This window comes from Streptomyces bauhiniae, from assembly GCF_004784475.1.
GTDB lineage: Bacteria > Actinomycetota > Actinomycetes > Streptomycetales > Streptomycetaceae > Streptomyces > Streptomyces seoulensis.
Map to the genome: position 1 here is coordinate 516,088 of NZ_SRRT01000006.1, position 18,651 is coordinate 534,738.

Below are 18,651 nucleotides of genomic sequence, written 5' to 3' on the forward strand. Positions count from 1 at the left end.
GCCGATCGCACCCCGGTGCGTCCAACACGCCGCTTTAGCTCAGATGGCCAGAGCAACGCACTCGTAATGCGTAGGTCTCGGGTTCGAATCCCGAAAGCGGCTCCATTGAACCCCAGCTCAGGCGTCTGAGCTGGGGTTTCTTTTTCTGTTGGCCTTGAAATCTCGGCAAATCGGGCACCCTCTATCTGTGCATCGTAATGCGTAGGTCGAAGGTTCGATTCTGTGACGAGACCGACGGGCCAAGGCTCTGAACTGGTCTTTTGCTTGCCGGTAGCGGACAGGCCAGGTTGGCACAACGGATCCTGGTGGACAACCGGTGGACAGCCGTGCGTGAAGCTCCGTCAGAAACCTTCGCCACCCCCTGGCCAACGGGTGAAATTCACCGGTCTTCGAGGGGCCGTCGGCGGCGTGGGGACTGTTTGGTTCTGACATGGATCGATGGCGAGAAGGTCGAATCACGGACGCGCGTGTGCGAAGGAGATCGTTGAGGATGCACACCGGCGAGCTGAGTGCACTGCCAGCCGGGCGTCGAGCGCTGTCTCCCACTGCTCAGTCAGCCCAATCATGAGGCGCTTGTGTATGCCAGGGGTAACGCGGGCATTGGGTGCTGAGACAGAGCCGTCGATGTGGCCCCTTCGGTTGTCCATGAGGACCCTCCCGGTGCCCGGGTCTTCCATCTAGGTTCGGTGGGTGTGACACAGCCTGTGAGGTGTGAGGCCCTTGGCGGTTGAGAGCCAGCAGGCGTTGGCCCGGTTGCTGGCGCCGCGTCCTCGGGCTGGAACGTCGGGCTAAGGCTTGCCGAGCAGGCGTACGGGGCGGGCTTCTTGCAGTGCCTTCTTTGGATACCAGCCGCAAGACTGCCAGGGTGAACGGCAAACTCGCGAAGATCCGGCTCCACGCTGTTCGCGTCGCCATCAGGGCAGGGCCCCTGCCTTGCTCAGGACGGACAACCCGCTATACCGGGTGTCTCGCCACAGACTGGCAGGAAAGGCAGTGGATACTCCAGACGGCAGCTGACCGCCTCGGCACACACGGCTTGTCTCTTCAGTCATGATGCTCACATGGCCACCATCCAGTCAGCAGCCGAGATCGCATCCCTCCTGGAGGGACTCAATGGGAAGAAGATCGCCGCGCTCCAGGTGCTCGGCGTCAACTCTCTCAAGTCCATTTCACCTCTTCCAGACGCGCTCGTCGGGGAGGCAGTGGCAGAGGTGGACGTCGCGGAGCGCATCATCACCATGCACACGGCCGGCCACCGCATCTCGTTCGATCTGCAACGTACGGGCCGGGTCGTGATGCTCGAATCTGCCGAGCCCTACCAGCATGTTGCTGGGGTTAGCCGCCCTACGGTCCGCCTTCTCACGGCTGACGGATCAGGCGTGGACCTGACCGAGCCAGCTAAGACGAAGCGGATCACAGTCACGATCGTGACCAGGTCTGAGTGACGTTGCCGCACCGTATGACTGGCTTTCCAGGCGGCCTCGATGCAGCTACTCTCGACGCAGGTATCTGAGCAAGTCATCGGGAGAAGCGATGGGCCGGCAGACGCAACGTAAGGACGACCTCCTGGTCTCCTCCAACTTCATCCGCGCAGTCCGGGAGTCGGGCTACGTCAGCCTCTCGACCGCCCTCGCAGAACTCATCGACAACTCGCTCCAGGCGGCAGCGACGAAGGTCGCGGTCACGGTCACGAGGCCCAAACCAGGTGGCCTTCCGGAGATCGGTGTGGAGGACGACGGCGAAGGCATGTCGCGCTCCCGGCTCGAGGCATGCCTCCGCTTCGGCGGCTCGTCACGCTTCGACGAAAGGCAGTCGTTCGGCCGGTTCGGCATGGGGCTGCCTGCCGCGTCCCTCAGCCAGGCGCGGCGAGTAGAGGTGACCTCATGGCAGAACGGTCAGGTGGCCAACCGGGTCTGCTTGGACGTTGACGCCATCGCGGCCGGGACCCCGGTTGATCTTCGGGCTCGCCGTCAGCCCGGCGTCACGACGGGGTCGGGCTGCCTGGTGACCTGGCAGCACTGTGACCGTATCGAGTACCAGCGCCTCGCCTGGCTCGAGCGTGCGCTGCGGCGGGACCTTGGACGCATCTACCGCCGCTTCCTCAGCAACGGGGACGTCACGTTGACCCTCAATGGGAGGCGGGTCGACCCGGTCGATCCCATGCTTCTCACGGCGAAGATCGAGGGGTACAGCGGCGGCTTGGCGTTCGAGCCGCTTCGCTACGAACTGGCAGCGTCGTCGGGCAGGACGGCCTTCGTTACTGTCCGGTTCGCGATGCTGCCGGTGCAGCACTGGCATCACCTGGATAATGCGACCAAGCGGCGCAGCGGCATCGTAGGCGGAGCTGGCGTCTCCATCCTCCGCGCCGGTCGCGAGATCGCGACCGGCTGGCACCTTATGGGGGCGAAGCGCAAAGAGAACTACGACGACTGGTGGCGCTGCGAGATCGAGTTTGATCCCGTCCTCGACGAGCATTTTGGTATCACCATCAACAAGCAGGGAATTCGGCCTTCCCAGGTACTCCAGGAGGCCCTCGGGTCAGAGTTGGAGGCGATCGCCCGGCTTTTGAACTCACGTGTCCGCCAGGCTTTCGAGGAGGTCAAGTTTCAAGCGGCCACGGAGGCGTCATGCCGGGTAGCGGCGGCCGCGGATGTCGATCTACCTGTCATCCCTACGTCGGGTAGGGGATCAGGCGCCCTGAGTTACCGGATTGGATCCGAGCAACTCTCGATCGATAAGATGTTCGCCTCTTCTCTGAAGCGGCGCACGCTCGATGTCACGCTGAACGTTGACCACCCTGCCTTCGCAGCGTTGTACCGCCCGCTCCAGAAGTTGGGTGATGAGGCGGCAGGAGAACTCCGGACTGCCCTCGAACTGTTCCTCCTGTCCTTCGCCCGCACCACAACACTCCTCAGCCGCGACGGCCACAACTGCGACGATCTCCTGCGCATGTGGAGCAGGACCTACGGACGGATGCTCCAAAAGTCATGAAAGAAGAGGCAAAACTCGTCCCTCTCAGCCTTCCGGCCGATTCCTCCCGCGGGGAACGGCAAGGGTTCGCCCGGCTCTGCACCCAGCTTGCGAGCACGCCGGTGGGGGCTGAAGCCGTAGGCGACCACGAGCGGTGGATGAAGGCAGCCAAGATCAACAACCTGTACGACCAGCCTCTGCTCGCGGCAGCTGCTCACGTCGCCATCGATCTTGTGGATCAAGGCTGGACGGTCCGAGTGGACAAGTCTAAGGCCGTCTTTACTCCCCCTTCAGTCCACGGCGACCGCAAGGTGGAGAAGGCCCGGATCCGGCGTCAGGAGCACCTCCGCCGTGACGAACAGCTCAGAAAGAGCAGCGTTCGACGGTTCGTCGAGGGAATGGAGCGCACGCACCAGCACGGCGACCGATTGGTCTCCGTCTTCAACCTGATGCGTGACGGCCGCGAGATGGCTGACGCGCTTCAGCGCGCCGGCGCGTCTGCGGATGTCATTAAGCCCTACGTTCAGATCGTCGACTCATCGACTTGTGAGCTGACCGGATTCAAACTTCACGACATCTGGCGTTACTTCCGCCACACATGGTCCAACGCCTACGCGACCGTGCCTGGCCGTTCGATGCCGATCCTGGTCCGGGACGCAGCCACCGAGTTTCACGCGGTGATCGGGTTGGCGGCCATCTCCAGCCCCGTCGTCCAGATTGCCGAGCGTGACCACTGGATGGGCTGGGAGACGGATCAGTTCCTCGAGCAGGTGCAAGCTGAGCCCACTGCTGATATTGCTGGCTGGCTGGCTCAGCGGATCGAGGGCCAGCAGCGCGAGATCTACGTTGACGATCTCCTTCGTGACGGGATTCTCCAACCGACCGACCTGGCAGCGCCCACGCCTGAGGTCATCGCTCGGTTGCGGGCCGATGCCGATCGGCATCGGCAGAGGCACCACCAGGCGAGCACGATCCGTGCGGTCCGCAACATCGACCGCGAAGCGTGGGTGGAGCGCGCCGAAACTGACCTATTTCGGAGCAAGCGTTCGTCAGCGCTCGCAGAAGCCCTAGAGATCGCCAGCCTGCTTGGAGGCTATCTCTCCCCGCCCACGATGGAAGGACTCACCAAGGCCTTCTCGGATCCTAAGGCCCGTTCGCAGATGCGCCGAGTGGTGCGTCGCGCACGTGGAGAGAGGGTCGGTACTGTCATCGCCGACCTCACCGTCTGCGGCGCCGTGGCGCCCTACAGCGCGCTAGCGGCGGGGAAGCTAGTGGGGGCTCTTGCCGTCTCGCCCCAGGTTCTGTCCGCTTACCGCGAGAAGTATGCACGCCCGAGCGAGATCGCGTCGGCGATGGCCGGCCGCCCGATCCTGCGTGAGCCCCGGCTCTCCTTCGTCGGAACCACGTCGCTCTACGGCACCGGTTCAAGTCAGTACAACCGACTGTTTTGGCCTGCTGACGTCATGGGCGGTGAGAGCGACATCCGTATGGGCTTTCACGAGCTTGGACGGTCACGGTCCTTCGGGACCTCTCACTTCTCCGATGAGACAGTCGACGCCCTGGTTCGAGCCTCGACGTTGAGCGGCTCGCTCGTCCGGGTCAACAGTCTCTTCGGCGAGGGTGTCAGCCCCCGACTACGTAAGGTCCGAGTGGGGCTGGCAGCTCTTGGCTGGCCCGCCAACGAGCTTCTCAAGCACGGACGGGAGCGCATCCTCTACGGGGTTCCTTTGGTCGAGAACCTGCGGGACTACTCGCTCGGCGTCGACCAGGAGCCGAGGTACCTGTTGAATCCCGAACTGACCGAGGCGGACGCCAAGGTCTCCGAGTGGTGGCTTGAGCGCTGGTGCCGACGACGGGCCACACAGGAGCATGTTCTTGAGTCCATGCGCTCGCATCGGTTGGTCCGTCCAGTGGAGCACGGTGCCCGCGTACCGCTGCCTGTAGGAGAGGGAATGCCGGCGCCCGGCGAGGAAATGTTTCCTATCTCCGATTAAGAGACCGTTACCACCTACTCCAGACGCTGGCGTCGGCCCAGCGCGCTGCTTGGGAGGCCTTCCGGCACGATGACTACCGACGGGGCGTGACCAGTCTCGTACTCAAGCGCGGATGCTTGAGCACAGAAGTCGTCATGCGATCGCTTGTGCCCGCGGGCTGTGCTACCCCGGGTTCCGGGAGCACAGCCCGCGGGGGACGGACGCTGGTGCTTGGAATGCTCTTGCTTCATGCCTCGCCCAAGTCGGGTTTTGACGATCCTGAGACGTGCTGCAGGAAGCTCGAGTCGACTTCGATATCGCCTGTCAGACGCCATGCGCGACGTTCGTATGAGAGGTCTCCGGTCACCGTAAAGGGCAGTTGGCGCTTGTATGCCATTATTGCCCAGCCGTGATTCTCGCCAGCTAGCGGAACCTGGACTCGCAGACTTTTGCCACTTACCTCCGCCGCTACGGTGATGATTGCTGATTCGTCGTTGCTGGATGCCGCATCATCCCGCGTGAGTGATTTGACGAGTCCGACCAACGTCTCCCGTCGTGTGGGCTCTTCCCTTCGTACGAGCCGCTCCCGGACTCGCGGGAGCCCATCAATCACATCGCGGTCCAGCACAATGGCTGCTAGTCCCACATCTGGCCTACGTTCAGATGCTGCCCATTGGAAAGACAAGTCCAGCGAACGAAGGTGTTCGGGCTGCGACATATCTTCGAGTGACTCGACCAGCCCTGCACTTAGCCCGCGAGCGCTTGGAAATTCGAGGGCCTCCTGGTCCCAGAATTGCGTCAGGCGCTTTGTGGTCTCAAGTCCTCTAGCTAGGGTTTCCATGACCCGCCGAGGGAAGGCAATAGTTGGCCGCTCGGGGCTGCCGATAGCCTGAGCGCTAGGGTCTCCCAGGCGTGTTACGACAGTGAATACAAAACTGCCACGCTTCGTGTGCCCGAGGCGTACGTCTTCATCGAGGAATTCGCCTACTGCCGCTGGCCGGCGTCCCTTATGCGAGTGATGGGGGTCAGCGGTTGTGGTTGCTGCTGCCCTCATCATCTTGTAGATGGCTTGCAGCGTCCTTTCGGCTTGTTGGAAGGGGATTGTGCCGTCAATCATGCCTTGATCGATACGAACGAAAAAGAGATCCGCACGTGTGGCGATGACGTGTTCTAGTAGCTGACCTGCATCCCAGTCATGAATGTGCCCGAGTGACTCGAGCGCGTCCACGAAGCGTGGCATGAAATCTGCGAAGTCCGTAGCAAGCGGGATCATGACACGTGGCGCGGTGGACAAGTGACCCGAGCCATAGCGCCAGACCTGACGAACATCGGGCTGTTGATGTTCCAGTTCCCAGTCATGAGAAGCCAGGAACTGGGAGACAGCAAGAGGAGTCAACGCAGATGCAATATCGCGGTAACTTTCGAGTATGGATCGGTTCACCGCGAACCCTCCTCTGCATCGCCGATCGTCTTCATTATGCCCAAAAGCTGCTCGCCCGTGAACATGTTGCGACGTGGCAAATGTACCGTGTGGTACTCCTTGATCGGGCCGTCGTATCTCAGGTTATCGGCAGATTCCCAGAACATGCGGCTTCGCGTGAACAAGCCCCATTCATCGGTTCGTAGCCATGGCTCTGGTTCGCGTGGGATAAGGAGTACACCGAGATAGGCGGGGATGTACCGTTTCCTGCGTGTCAATTTCCGAAACGGCTTTGCCTTCATACGCCAGGTCATGCTGTCATCTTTGAGCAGACTTTCTTGGTAGGTGCACTTCAATTGGAGCTCGAACTGCGGACCGTAGTAACCGCGGTACTCCGTCGATGAAACGATCGTAATGTCAACGCCCTCATAGTCGGTCTCATGAGGTTTTATCGAGCATCCGGCGGCGTAGGCGATCATTCGCGTAAACGACACGCTGAAATGTTCCTGTAGTGCCGTGATCGGCACTTGCCCCTCTGCGAGGTCATCCTCACCCATGGCCTCTTCGAGGTCATCTGCCGGCATACATCCCCCTCCTGGTATCGCAGCCAGCGGTCAAAGTCACCCTAAAGTCTATTCTTTTCCGTTCATGGGCTACGTCACACGAACGACGGTTGCGGATGGCGACGACAGGACCGCCACCAACGCCTCGGCGCCGATGGCGGTCCAGATCAGCTCAGCGCCTGCAGTACCTGCTGGCTGGCGAACGGGAGATTGCGAGAGATCACCATGTCGTCGATCAGACGGACCAGTACGTTGCCGGACTGCATTGCCGTACGTAGACCGTTAGTTGGCGCCAGATCAGGGCTTAGCGGGCCGTGCACGCCCAGGATCCACTGCTGGTCGCCATGCCTTGCCAGGATCGGCGCGGTGATCGTTCCAACTCCCTCAACGTCGATCTTGGCCCCTCGGGCGAAGGAAATGTCGTCGAGCGCTCGGCTGTTGAGGTCCTCGTAGAGCTTGTCAGCCGATCGTTCGAGTCGCTCCTCGTCCAGACTCGGCGGGGTTCCGTGGATCAGGTAGCGCAGCAGACTGGCACCGACGTGCCGGTCAAGGAGGTTATGCTCGAATCGGTTACGGAAGCTGCGTAGACAGCGGTAACAGGACTCGTCGCAGTTCGCCGGGCATTCTTCGAGTCGCTCCAGCGTCAGTTCAAGGATTTCCATTCCGTAGTCGTTGACCCGTCGAGCGAAGCCAGCACCACCTGCGAGCGTGTCATACACATAGATCTCGGCCTCAAGGCCTTCTTTACCGAGAGGAGTCAGCGCAGGACGGTACTCTGCCTGTAGTTCCGTCGCGTCGATATCGAGCTTTTGGGTCGCGGCGATCGTCAGCGCCTCAGCGACCGTACGGAGCGCAACGTGTGTCGACAGCAGAGCTGGCCTCAACGTGATCGGCGAGGCCACCTTCAAGCGAACCAGAAGCACATCCGAAATGAAGTCAGTTCCCAGCACCAAACCCCGTGTTGAGCCTGTGCCGGGACAGTCAGGGGCCTTTTCGTCGGGGTAAGGCTTCTTGTGCGTACCGACGACTACCCCAGTCGCAGTCGCAGTCGGCTCGATAAGCCCGCAGCGCGTGCAGTAGGTGTATCCCTCCTTGCGTGGGCCGGTGTTGGTGACGAGCAGGGTTTCGCGGCGGTACGTCTGTGCCAAGCGATCGGTGACATGCTGCCAGGCAGTCTCCTCGGTCGGACCGGGCGCCATGAGTTTGGCGCGCGTGGCGTAACTGCGGGCCGGCGCGTCGTCTGGGCTTGTGCCCGGCGCCTTATCGGCCGGGTGCGCAAAGCCTGGCGGCCGCATCCAGTTCTTCGCCTTGCCGAACTTGCCCTCGGCACCGCAGGCTGGACAGTCACGCTCTTTCCCACGCTCTGCCGGGTCGTGAGGGAAGTGCTTGGCGTAGTGGCATACCTGGCACTCGAAGTACAGCAGCTTGTCCCGCCAGGCCTGGAAGCGTTCCTCCTGGACCGGTGCGTAGATAGCACCGGAGGTCCACTCCTTGTTATCAACCCACACCACTTTGCCAGGTGCGTACTGGCTGAGGGCCACCGGGAGCCCTTGACTGGGTGCATAGTGGAACTCGGCCTTGAACGGTGTTGACCGATCAAGATCGAAGACGTGGAAGGCCACGACATCCGTCGGGAACGCGTAGCGCGGCAGCACCCCCTTGTACAGCAGCCGATCAAGCAGGTTCGTCTGGCTCCGCCGGGCGCTCGGCTCCTCGGCGCCGTCTTCAGCGGGGCCCTCTGCCTCCACCTCATCGGGCTCCGGTGAGGCATCTCCCTCGGGATCAGCTGGCAAACTCCCGTCGAGGTCCAGGTCAAGGGCCTTATCGATCTCACGGAGTGTGTTCGTGACGACACCGCTCAGAACGGCCTCGCGGTCCGCCTCACTCAGTTCATAAGGAAGCCAGGACGCAATCTCCTCACGCAGCGCATGCTCCTCGGACCTCAGCCACTCTTCCAAGTCGGTCCGATTCAGGGGGGATGCTGTCCCTACGAATGCCTCCACAGTGCCGAGGACTTCGAAGAGCTGCGGCTGCTCGTCGGGCTCGATTGCTGGCAGCCGATCCTGGTGATAGCGCTGTAGCAGGTAGGCGATGACATGGCGACGCGCGATTTCGTCATTATTCATCGTCAGTACTGGGTCGTCGACTTCGCCGCGGATCATGAGCGCTGGCTGACGGAAGTAGTGGTCGTCATGTGTGTCGGCGCTTCCGAAGGCCAGTACGGTGGCGACAGCGTTGCCCCTACGCCCCGCCCGCCCTGCACGCTGCTGGTAATTGGCACGAGATGGGGGCATGTTGCGCAGCGCGACGCCGGTCAGGCTGCCGATGTCGATGCCGACTTCCATAGTGGTCGTGCAGGACAGAACGTCGATGGCGGCGCGTGACTGCTCGCCTTGGCGGGTCAAGCCGAGGTCGACGTCCTGGAACAGCAACTCGTGTTCTTCAGCCTTGGAGAATACGGCGTCGGACTGGGCGGCATTGAGCTGTGCCGTGTGCTCGGCGGCGATGATGCTCAAGGGTGGCTCGGGCGGGTCACTCAAAGCCCTGGCCGCACTGGCCCGGTAGTAGCCTTTCCGTGCTTGGAAGATCGGATCCTTGTCGGGATCTAGCGTGCGAACGCGATCGTGCCTGCAGTTGACGCACCGGGTTGTTCCGGGAAAGGGCCGCTGCGTGGAGCGGCAGCGCTCACAATATCCCCACATGCCGCCGAGTTCCAGGGCAACGTGCTGGGCCAGCAACCGAAACTTGCCGGCCACGGGTTCGCAGAAATTTGAGAGGAGTTTCTGCAGCCAGTCGTCCGCGAACTTCTTCTTTGCTGTCTTTGAACCGAGCCAACGCTCGATCGCTTGGAACTTACCCGTGTGCGGCTTGACGCCGCCCTTTGTCCTCCACCAGTCACCTTCGGTCATCGACGGGAACCAGATGCCTCGGGTTGGAGTGTTCCATTGCGCCAGCCACAACCGAACGAGCGCGAGTTTGGTGTCGGCGGTGCTTGCGACCCCGTCGATGTCTGGCAGTTCCGTCAACAACGTATCGGTGAGATTTACCCGTTCACGGAGAGATGCAAGGCCCAGGGACGACAACCCGTAGTACTTGTCCGTTAGCGTCGCGTACATCGCCCTCAGCAGCGACTGTGGCGGATTGGCGGTGGTGAGCAGTGGGAACAACTCCGGTACATTACCCGAGAGCGCACCCTTGTCGATTGCCTTCGCGACCGTGTCCAAGACGTGGAGGGTCTCCATGGGGCGAAGTTCCGGCCGCAGCCGCACCGACAGCACTCGCGCTCCGACCATGACGGCCACGTACAGGCGCTCCAAGCTGAGCGACGGCGCCAGGAACGGTTGATTCGCCAGTTCCTGCCATCCGCGCAAGATCAGCGGCCGAATGGCATCGCGCATCGAGTAGCTCTGAAGGTTGGGCGCAAGCCGCGCAGCAACCTGCCGGGAGTCGGAGAACGCGAGCACCTTGCGACCGCGTAGCGGCGCAAATTCGGTGTACGGCTGGGCACCCGGCGGTTGGACCTCGAGCTGACGTGTCACCAAGGCTTGGAACGGCTGGTCACCCTTCGTCTGGTGATCCTGCACCGAGGAACGACCGAATCCGGCGAGTTGCCCGCAGACACCGCATGGTTTGAACTCTCCGTTCGCCTCCGCCTCGCCATCACTGCCCTCGTCGTCACCCTTGACGACCTCTCCCCTTCGAAGCCGAGGAATGAAGACACTGCGGATGCGGGCACCGAGTTCTTCTGGATTGAGCCGACCGGTAACGAGATCGATGTCGGCGGGCTCGACATCGCCATCGGAGGGGTCCTCAAGTAGAAGATCGAGTGCCTCGAGTTCGGGGATGGAACCCGATGCAGACTCGAAGGATCCCCCCGGCTCATGCCATAGGTACGACGGCTCGATTACGTCGTCGGTATAGGTCCGTGCATAGGCGGAGCCGCAGTGCCTGCAGGTGTACAGTTCGAAGACTCGGGCACCACAGCCACAGGTTGCCCGCGGCTGGGCGTAAAGCTTGCCAACCGGCCCCGGGTCCGGGTGCACTTCCCGGTCGACCTCTGGACAATCGGGGTCGAGGCACGCCCACAGGCCGGGCAGCCCACGAAAGAATGCATGTACACGACATGGCAGCAGACCCGCGTCATCGGCCGATCGTCGTGCCGCACTACCGAGTGCTACTAGGGAAGATACAGCCCTATCGGCAAGCTCCGTCTCAACAGTCGGGAAAATGAGCGCGCTCAACTCACTCACCGGTTGTGCCCGCTGCATCGTCTCGTTGACGAGCAGATTCATCGGGTCGAATCCGCTGAGAGCATTGTGCAGCAGTTCACCGACCGCGACGCCCTCTTTTACGGCGACTTTTCGATAGTCCAGGAGCCCCTGAACAGCGGCGATGCGGGCCTCGTCGTCTTCACCCTCGTAGAAGTCGTGCATCGGTACGGCAGCGAGAGTTTGAGCGTCCTGGAGGCTCCCCGGCCCAGCGAGTTCTCGGAGAGCGAGACGACCTTCTACCGTCTTGAAGTCGGACTCGGACTTGCCGCTCAACTGCGCAGCGAACTGACGCGCGTACTCAGGGCTCGCGAAGCTCGCGCTCGTACAGATCACCTGCAGCCGTTCGGGCGTGATCCCAAGCCTTGCGCGAAGCCGGCGCAGCAGGAGAGCAACCTCGGCGCCGGCCGCGCCGCGGTAGAGATGGGCCTCATCGATGACCAGGAGGAACTTCTCGTCAGGGTTGTTCGCCAACCAGGCCCGCGTCGCATCGAACACCGGCCGCTCAAGCGGGCGCATCAACATGTACTCAAGCATTGAGTAGTTCGTGATCAAGACATCCGGAGGTGCGTCGAGCACCTCATGGCGCGTCAGGAGTTCGGGGTCGTTGGGCTGAAGCACGGCACGGACGAACTCCCCATCCTTGTTCTTCCAACGGGAGCCACTTTCGCCGTACCAGGCCTTCAGATTTGGCTTGGCTGGCCACTTGCCACGTGATCGCAGCTTGTCGATGAGAGCTGCCGCCTCGCCGTGCCCCTGCGACGAAGGGTCGTCTGCCCGGTTGATGAGGTGAACGTAGAAGTCCTCGATCGAGCGAAGCCGTGCCTGGTCCTTCTCGACCTTCCGTACGCCCGGGTACAGGGTTCGGCTGGTGTAACGGGCGAAGCGTGCTGGGCGATCGGCCCACGCGCTGAACTGGGCCGTGACGCGCGGATCGCCGAGCAGGAGCCGAAGACGACCCAACTGGTCATTCACCAGCGCGTTCATCGGATAGAGGATCAAGGACCGCACAGCCGGAGCGGCGAAGGAGTCGCGCCTGTTCGCCGCCTCTGCTGCGAGCTTCGCCAGCATCGGCAGGAGGAACGACTCGGTCTTTCCGGAGCCGGTACCCGTGGTGACCGCAAGGCTAAGGCCGTCACGAGTCGTCCACTCAAGTGCCTCGGCCTGGTGGGTATAGGGCGGGTCGTACAGCAGTGGCTTTAGGTCACCAACGTGTGTTGTCAAGCTGCCGAAGAGCGCATGGACAGGTGCAGCGAGTTCGAGATCACCAAAACTTCGGTTCGTCTGATAGCGGGGGGTGCTCTCGATGAAGGGGGCTCGGAACAGCACGCCCTCTTGTTCGAGCAGCACACGACGCTGATCGATCACGGTGGGATGCCCCACGTGATAGGTCGCCTCGATGTAGTCCCGAAGGGCCGCCTGAATCTTGGTGACCGTCTCCGCGATCGTTGGCGCTTCCACTGTCACGCCACCCCTCCCTCTTCTCTGACGTGCATCCACAGCATGTCAGTGACGAACGCCGACATCTCGCCAATCACCGAGATCGGCACGCGATACGACATCAATGCGCCTCTCGTCCGTGAGACAGGGGTTCCCACGAGCTCGAGGTAGCGCTGAGCCCAGCCGGGCACAGGCCCGAACAGGTCCAACACTCGGCTCCCGGGCGCCCCTGCAGTGGGCCGGACGTGCATCACCTGCGGGTTTCCGATCACGGCATCGATGGCTGCCTGGAAGCGCCACGCTTCGTCGTACGCCGGCGCGTCAGAGGCCTCAACCGGCAGATCCACAAGTGCTCTAGGCGCGCCACGCTCGATCCGTACTAGGCACCACAGGTCTGCACCGTAGGCCTGGGGCCGGCGAGCAACGAAGTCGCCGGAGTCGACGTCCGAGGGTGGTCGCCAGCGGCCGCGGTAGTAGCGAACTGACGCCCCAGGATCGATGATTGTTAGACCGCTGACATGGCCAGATTCTGCAGCCTGGTCCAGGCGCTGACGCATCGCAACGACGACAGCGGCTGCGCGATCCGCGCTCGGGTGTCTGAGCCAGTGCTCACGCCGGATCTCACGCAGGCTGGCGGCACGCAATCGGATAGGACCCACCTCGGGGTCCAGTTCGACGGACCGTGTATGGCCCTCGTACAGCACCTCCGCGCCCACAGACTCATCCACGAGCGGGGAGGCGTTCGGGCGTACGCCTAGCAAGAGGTACTGGCCGGGAGCCTTCGCCACGTACGAGGGAGGAGCCAGGTAGAGCTGGCGACTGCCACGATCCTCCTGGCGAGGTAGTTCGACCAGGTCACCAATCGACACCAAGAGATCCAATTGTTCCGCCACCTGGCCGCGAGTAACCAAGCAGGACTCGTCGAGCGGGCTAATGGCTTCAAGGACGGCTTCCACGAGTCGACGTGGCGTCGCCGGACACAGGAACGAGGCCGCTCGGCGAAGCGAGGCGCATATCGCTTCCGTCGAGAACAGGTCAGTAGCCGTCTCATCCAGCCCCAGCGCACGGACCGCCCGCTCCGCAGCATGCGTACCACTGACCGGAGTTATGTTCATCGGCTACCTCCGATAACCGGCAGGTGTGACGCCTCTCGCAGGTCTTCAGTCCCGAGCACAGCGAATCGAGCTGCCCGAATGAGCGCAGGAGAGTGCAGCACACAGTCCAGGAGCTGGTCTCGTTCGGTCTCGTCCCAACTCGCGAGAGAGCCCGGTCTGGTCACAAGAGGAAGCAAGAAGTTTGCTGCGGTGTGCGGATCGTCGATGCCGCTAGCTGTAGCGATGATGCGGATCGCACTGGCGAATCCCCCGCTCAGGGCTGCCGGTGAGTCCGCCCATTGCCAGAGGTGGCTGGCAATCTGCTGAGCCGCAGCACGCTGCTTCGGATTCTGACCCACGAGTTCCCGCATTTCGTCCAACACATCCGGCGGCTTGCGATCACCGACAGGAATGCGTTTGCGTTCCAAATGAGCCCACCTGTTCCCTGCGGCAAGGGATACAAGGGCCGTCGTGATTGTATTGAGAACTTGTTCCCGCTGATGACGGGTGAACGGATCTGCCGGCGCATCGGCGTGAAGCCATCGGTGGTGACTGAAGATGAGTCGCTTCATTTCGGAGAGTGACTTGTCTGAGTATCGGATGATCGGACGGTCGTTTATTCTCTGGCGCATCCGGTTTGGCTCAGGTGGCAAGACGATGGCCGCGGCCACATTGCCAGACGTCGCCTGCAGCAGCCCTCCATTCGCCGGGACGGCAATTGATCGACGGGCATCGCGGCGCTCGCCGGTCAGAGGTGTCTCCACCGGAAACAGGAGCACCTGAGTGTCATCCCTGCCCGTCCGATCGATCAGACGGGCCTCGTGCCCGCCATTGTGCCGCTTGGCAAGCACCCAGCGGAGCGGATGGAAGCCACGTTCGCAGACCAGGGACGCGAAACCTACTCCGCTCCGGGACACCGATACTTCACACGACTCAGCCTCGTCGTAGACGGCGAGCAGCTTTCTCTTGTGCAGTTCCTGATCTGCCAACCGTTCCCACGCGCTGTCGCTGAAGGGAAGCGAGATACTGTGATGCGCCTGTGCCAGCGTATTGCCAGCATCGTCACGCAGCGCAATCATGAGTTCCGCCTTCGTATCTAGCGGACCGTCGATCGAGAGGCTCGCCCCACCATCCCAGAGCTCGGTCAGTTTCGGACGAGCTGGCGTGGCGAACAGCCGGATGCCTGCTCCCTCCGTAGAGTCATCCAGGTTCGTGTGTGGGTCGCAGATCGTGATTGCGAGCGAACCGCTTGCAACAGTCGCACCCGCGCCTACGTTTAGGAGCGCAACGTCCACCTCATGAGGGCCCACAGCGAGGTCCTCAAGGGCAAAGATCAACTCGGGCTTGGTGGCAGGCCACTTGAGCACGATGGGGAGGCTGCCGTCGATCGTCACGGCGCACAGTTCCGTCGCCTGACTAGATCGCACCGCGAGCAGCGCCGGCTCCCCAGCGAGCCACTCGACAGCGCCCTCGCCGTCCCAAGCCCCAGGGACGAGCCCCACGGGCCGAATTGACACATCCGTCACCACTGACAACCCGGCCGCCGCAAGCTTGGCGATTTCCACTTCGCTAATAACTTCTGGAATCTTCACCTCGAAGGCGTGCACGCCTTCAGCCAGAACCGTTGCTTCAACGGCGGACGGCAGCGCGGGCGGTTCACTATCGAGTCGTCCAACTAAACAATATTCGTGGCCGGGTCGCACGAATTTTCCCTTGACCTCAACGGCTAGCCCACCCGGTTGCTTCCGGAACACCCACCACGGGCCCTGGGTGATGGAGCAATGATCCGCGATCAGACTGTTAACCGCCGATGACCCTCGCTCCAGTTGGATAATGGGACTCTCGGGCCGAGGCCATGTGGACAGAGCGACTTCGCCTGGGTACAGCAGTTTTCCGCGGGGAAGCGGTTGGCGGCGACCCTCAATTTTCGGGCGACAATTCCGAAGTTCCTGACCAACTTGATCGTTCCGTGCCTGCAGTGGCGTGAGATCCGGCAGCTCCAATGAGGGACGCCAACCGCCGTCTATCAGCCGCAGGACTAGCTTCGGGTTAGTGGCGGCCGCAAGTGGCCGCCCCCGGTTCGCGGGTCCCGTGCTCGACTTCATAGGGAGGAATCCGCTTGAACGGACCAAGTTGGCGGAGTGCTTGGCACGGGTCAACCAGGTTCGTGACTGCCCTTCGTTGGTCAGGTCGTCGACCAGGCGAGTGAGTGTCGATCGCACCAGGTACGGGGAGTCCTCATCGTCGCCTGAGAGCATTGCGGCGGCCACCTGGCCGAGGAGGCTCTGGTTGTTGCAGAAAATCTGGAAACGCTCGCTGTATCCACCCGTGCGCGAAGCCAAGCATGCGCCAAGAGCGTTGGGATCGCTAAGGAGCTCCGCGGTCAATACCGCGCTTGACTCAAACAGAAGCTGCGCGAACTGCCGTTGGAGATCAGCCGGCATGATTGCGTGCGTGATTGGCCAAGCAATGATGTTGAAGTTGGCCGCAAAGCCTCCCTTCGGCTCGGCCCCGCCGTAGTCGGTTGCGAACCGCTTGAACCATTGTTTAATGCGCTGGCGATTGGTGGGCACACTCCAACCCGGACTGCTTTCCCAGCCTGGTGTCTTCTGAGCGAAGAGAGGCCAATACTCATCTCCAACGTACTCATAGCCGATCTCTGCTGCGTAAACTACAAAGGGTAGCCACCAGGTGCGGGAGAGAGTATCGAGTCCCTGTCCGACGGCCCCACGCACGGCTGTCAGAAGCAGCTCGAAGTCGCCACTGCTGAGGCTGTGCTCCAGCGCAAAGACGGGAGCCGCCGGCTGGAGGGCCTGGCGATGTTCGTGAAGGCTCCGGAAGTGGTTATGCAGTCGCTTGTGCAAGTACTTGAGGAGTTCTACCGAACCGTCGCGTGCCATCCCATCCATGCCTGGTGTCACCTCTCTTGGGTCTTGCATTGCCGCATAGATAGTCTCCGCCAGAGCACCGACACCTGGGGGTGTCACGCAAGATCGACACCTGTGGGTGGGAACTGACGTTCTTGTGCCACCAGCAAGGGTCTAAGACAGGGTGTTGTTCCTGACGGGGGTACGTTGGATGCGGCCGAGCACCCACACTCACCTCGCGGCTTGATGGCCCCCCGGGCCAGGAGGTCAACGGCGTACGCCTGGAGCGATTTGCCAGCCCACGCGGCGTGGACCTTCAGGGCGTTGACTGGATCGTCCTGGATCTCGGATCGTGATCGTCGGCTTCCCTCGTGTTGGCGGCGGTGGAGGCGATGTGCAGTCGTCAGAGGCTGCTCTTACAACTGGCCGCTGAAGACTGGTGCTGCCCAACCGCGCGGGATGCAGCACAGTCGAACGCTAGCCCTTATCGACCTCGCCTTCGACCTCGCGGTCCGCGTTCCAGCCCTGGCTCCCGTCGGGGATGCAAGCCGTGGCGTATCTCGATGGCGCCATGTTGCGGAGGCTCTGCGGTCGGCTCGTGCTGCCTGTCCCGACGAGGGCTCTGTGGGAGCGCCGGTTCCCTGAGCTGGTGGCACGACGGTCGGCTGCCGCGTAGTGGACGAGCTGCACCTGCGGCTGATCCGTCTCGGCCTGGAAGCGCTGGGTGGCGACTTTGGGTTCGCTCTGGCCAGCGGGTATGCCGTTCAGGCCCATCACATTGTTCAGCGGCTCAGTGACGATGTGGACCTGTTCGCTCCGATCGGGTGCCGAGGCGAGGTGCCCGCAGCCACGGAGCGGATCGTGGCCGTTCTGGGCGACAACGGATACCGCGTAGAGATCCTCCAGCAGGCGGGAACCTATGTGCGGCTCGTGGTCTCGGACCCGGTGAGCGGGCAGGAGACCGAGGTCGAGTTGGTTGCGGAGATCCTCCAGCGGCCGCCAGTGGGGGCCGGTGCTGCATCGGGACGATGTGGCGGCCGGCAGGATGGAAGCCCTGTTCTCCCGGGCCGAGGTCCGTGACTTCATCGACGTCGACGCCCTCATCCAGGCCGGGTACTCGCGGGAGCGGTTGATCGAACTCGCAGCCCAGCGGGATGCACGCTTCGACAGGACCGTCCTGGCTCAGATGCTGGCCGGTGTCGGTCGATTCAGCGATCGGTAGTTCCTGGTGTACGGGGTGGATCAGGCCCGGGTCGACGGCATCCGCGCACAGTTCAGGGACTGGCGGCAAGAACTTCACAGCCCGGGCGCGGACGGTGCGCGTGCGGCAGCAGCCCGTTCTTCTTCCCCTGCTGCGAGCAGGGTCCGCGCGGATTCGGCCGTACCTTTCGGCCCAGTACTCCCGGCGGCCGGTGAACTCCACCGGAACCTCTGAGCAACGGCCCCCGGCGTCACTGAGTCTGCTTTGCAGCAGGCGATCACAACCGGTTGTGATCACTCGTACGGGTGAATCTCTTGTTCTGGGAGGCTCTTTCCGTGTGCGTATGGATGACGCTGATGATCCGCCAGGGGCGTAAGACGCTGCGGCGTCGACCCGGGACATGGGGAGGGCGTGGTGACAGAGCAACTCGGGGCGGCCGGCGGTGCGGCACTCACTCGTGAGGATCTGATGGCCTTGCCGCCCACGGTGGACCTACAGACGGCGAACAGGGTCCTCTCGATAGGGAGGTCTACTGGCTACGGTCTGGCGAAGCGGGGTGAGTACCCGTGCAAGGTGCTGAAACTCGGCAACGCCTACCGGGTAGTGACCGCCGACCTCCAGCGTCTGGTGGCGGTCGACGACACGGTGGAGGAATCAGTGCGCGTGATGCCGCCGCAGGATCACAGGAACGCTGCCGCCCCGCATGAAGAAGTGACGCGACGTTGCTGCTGTCACTGCCGGTGTTGTTCCCAGCAGAGTTCGCGAGGACTCGACGACTTGTAGGTTCACAACAGGTGGCGTGGCGGGCTGCCCGAGCGTGTACTGCCTGCAACGCAGTCTCCTCGGTGGGGCCGT

10 protein-coding genes, 1 tRNA gene and 2 pseudogenes are annotated in these 18,651 nt (G+C 62.5%); 7 read left to right on the forward strand and 6 right to left on the reverse strand.

Going from position 1 to position 18,651, the window contains the following annotated elements:
* Positions 1 to 28 precede the first annotated feature (28 nt).
* Positions 29 to 105 (forward strand) — tRNA-Thr (locus E5083_RS22185).
* Between the two features lie 360 nt (positions 106 to 465).
* Here E5083_RS22185 and E5083_RS31805 read toward each other — a convergent pair.
* A pseudogene (locus E5083_RS31805) lies at positions 466 to 851 on the reverse strand (LacI family transcriptional regulator); the annotation flags it as partial.
* A 210-nt stretch (positions 852 to 1,061) separates the two neighbouring features.
* Between E5083_RS31805 and E5083_RS22195 the strand changes: the two are divergent.
* From E5083_RS22195 to E5083_RS22205, 3 genes are all read left to right on the forward strand, one after another.
* A complete protein-coding gene (locus E5083_RS22195) occupies positions 1,062 to 1,445 on the forward strand; it encodes a hypothetical protein (RefSeq protein ID WP_135787428.1) in 384 nt (127 codons plus the stop codon).
* 88 nt (positions 1,446 to 1,533) lie between these two features.
* A complete protein-coding gene (locus E5083_RS22200; RefSeq protein WP_135787429.1) occupies positions 1,534 to 2,991 on the forward strand; it encodes an ATP-binding protein in 1,458 nt (485 codons plus the stop codon).
* Positions 2,988 to 4,964, forward strand: a complete 1,977-nt coding sequence (locus E5083_RS22205; protein ID WP_135787430.1) for a Druantia anti-phage system protein DruA — start codon at positions 2,988 to 2,990, stop codon at positions 4,962 to 4,964. Before E5083_RS22200 ends, E5083_RS22205 begins: the two co-directional genes overlap by 4 nt.
* 226 nt (positions 4,965 to 5,190) lie before the next feature.
* On the opposite strand, the gene E5083_RS22210 is transcribed toward E5083_RS22205, so the two are convergent.
* The 5 genes from E5083_RS22210 to E5083_RS22230 all read right to left on the reverse strand — a co-directional run bounded on the left by E5083_RS22210 (position 5,191) and on the right by E5083_RS22230 (position 16,637).
* Entirely contained in the window at positions 5,191 to 6,384 is a 1,194-nt protein-coding gene (locus tag E5083_RS22210) for a hypothetical protein (protein ID WP_135787431.1), read from the reverse strand.
* Positions 6,381 to 6,947: a DUF4365 domain-containing protein gene (locus E5083_RS22215; RefSeq protein ID WP_135787432.1), complete on the reverse strand. Its 567-nt coding sequence runs from the start codon at positions 6,945 to 6,947 to the stop codon at positions 6,381 to 6,383. The genes E5083_RS22210 and E5083_RS22215 overlap by 4 nt, the downstream gene beginning before the upstream one ends.
* A gap of 146 nt (positions 6,948 to 7,093) precedes the next feature.
* The gene (locus tag E5083_RS22220; protein WP_135787433.1) at positions 7,094 to 12,661 is read right to left on the reverse strand and encodes a DEAD/DEAH box helicase; all 5,568 of its coding nucleotides are present in this window, start codon (positions 12,659 to 12,661) and stop codon (positions 7,094 to 7,096) included.
* Complete coding sequence (locus E5083_RS31265) at positions 12,658 to 13,749, reverse strand: hypothetical protein (RefSeq protein ID WP_167513600.1); 1,092 nt, start codon at positions 13,747 to 13,749, stop codon at positions 12,658 to 12,660. The genes E5083_RS22220 and E5083_RS31265 overlap by 4 nt, the downstream gene beginning before the upstream one ends.
* Positions 13,746 to 16,637, reverse strand: coding sequence for a hypothetical protein (locus E5083_RS22230; RefSeq protein WP_135787435.1), 2,892 nt, complete (start codon positions 16,635 to 16,637; stop codon positions 13,746 to 13,748). The genes E5083_RS31265 and E5083_RS22230 overlap by 4 nt, the downstream gene beginning before the upstream one ends.
* Before the next feature lie 633 nt (positions 16,638 to 17,270).
* Between E5083_RS22230 and E5083_RS31810 the strand changes: the two genes are divergently transcribed.
* The 3 genes and pseudogenes from E5083_RS31810 to E5083_RS22245 all read left to right on the forward strand — a co-directional run.
* Complete coding sequence (locus E5083_RS31810) at positions 17,271 to 17,675, forward strand: hypothetical protein (protein WP_244317610.1); 405 nt, start codon at positions 17,271 to 17,273, stop codon at positions 17,673 to 17,675.
* Positions 17,641 to 17,817 (forward strand): hypothetical protein, encoded by a 177-nt coding sequence (locus tag E5083_RS31815; protein WP_244317611.1) that lies wholly within the window; start codon positions 17,641 to 17,643, stop codon positions 17,815 to 17,817. Before E5083_RS31810 ends, E5083_RS31815 begins: the two co-directional genes overlap by 35 nt.
* Positions 17,818 to 18,264: 447 nt before the next feature.
* Positions 18,265 to 18,432, forward strand: a pseudogene (locus E5083_RS22245) (integrase); the annotation flags it as partial.
* Positions 18,433 to 18,651 lie beyond the last annotated feature (219 nt).

Bases quoted from the DNA above. Each gene is read 5' to 3' on its own strand.
- E5083_RS22195 (WP_135787428.1), top strand. From the start codon at position 1,062: ATGGCCACCATCCAGTCAGCAGCCGAGATCGCATCCCTCCTGGAGGGA.
- E5083_RS22215 (WP_135787432.1), bottom strand. From the start codon at position 6,947: ATGCCGGCAGATGACCTCGAAGAGGCCATGGGTGAGGATGACCTCGCA.
- E5083_RS22205 (WP_135787430.1), top strand. From the start codon at position 2,988: ATGAAAGAAGAGGCAAAACTCGTCCCTCTCAGCCTTCCGGCCGATTCC.
- E5083_RS31265 (WP_167513600.1), bottom strand. From the start codon at position 13,749: ATGAACATAACTCCGGTCAGTGGTACGCATGCTGCGGAGCGGGCGGTC.
- E5083_RS31815 (WP_244317611.1), top strand. From the start codon at position 17,641: ATGGAAGCCCTGTTCTCCCGGGCCGAGGTCCGTGACTTCATCGACGTC.
- E5083_RS22230 (WP_135787435.1), bottom strand. From the start codon at position 16,637: ATGGATGGGATGGCACGCGACGGTTCGGTAGAACTCCTCAAGTACTTG.
- E5083_RS22200 (WP_135787429.1), top strand. From the start codon at position 1,534: ATGGGCCGGCAGACGCAACGTAAGGACGACCTCCTGGTCTCCTCCAAC.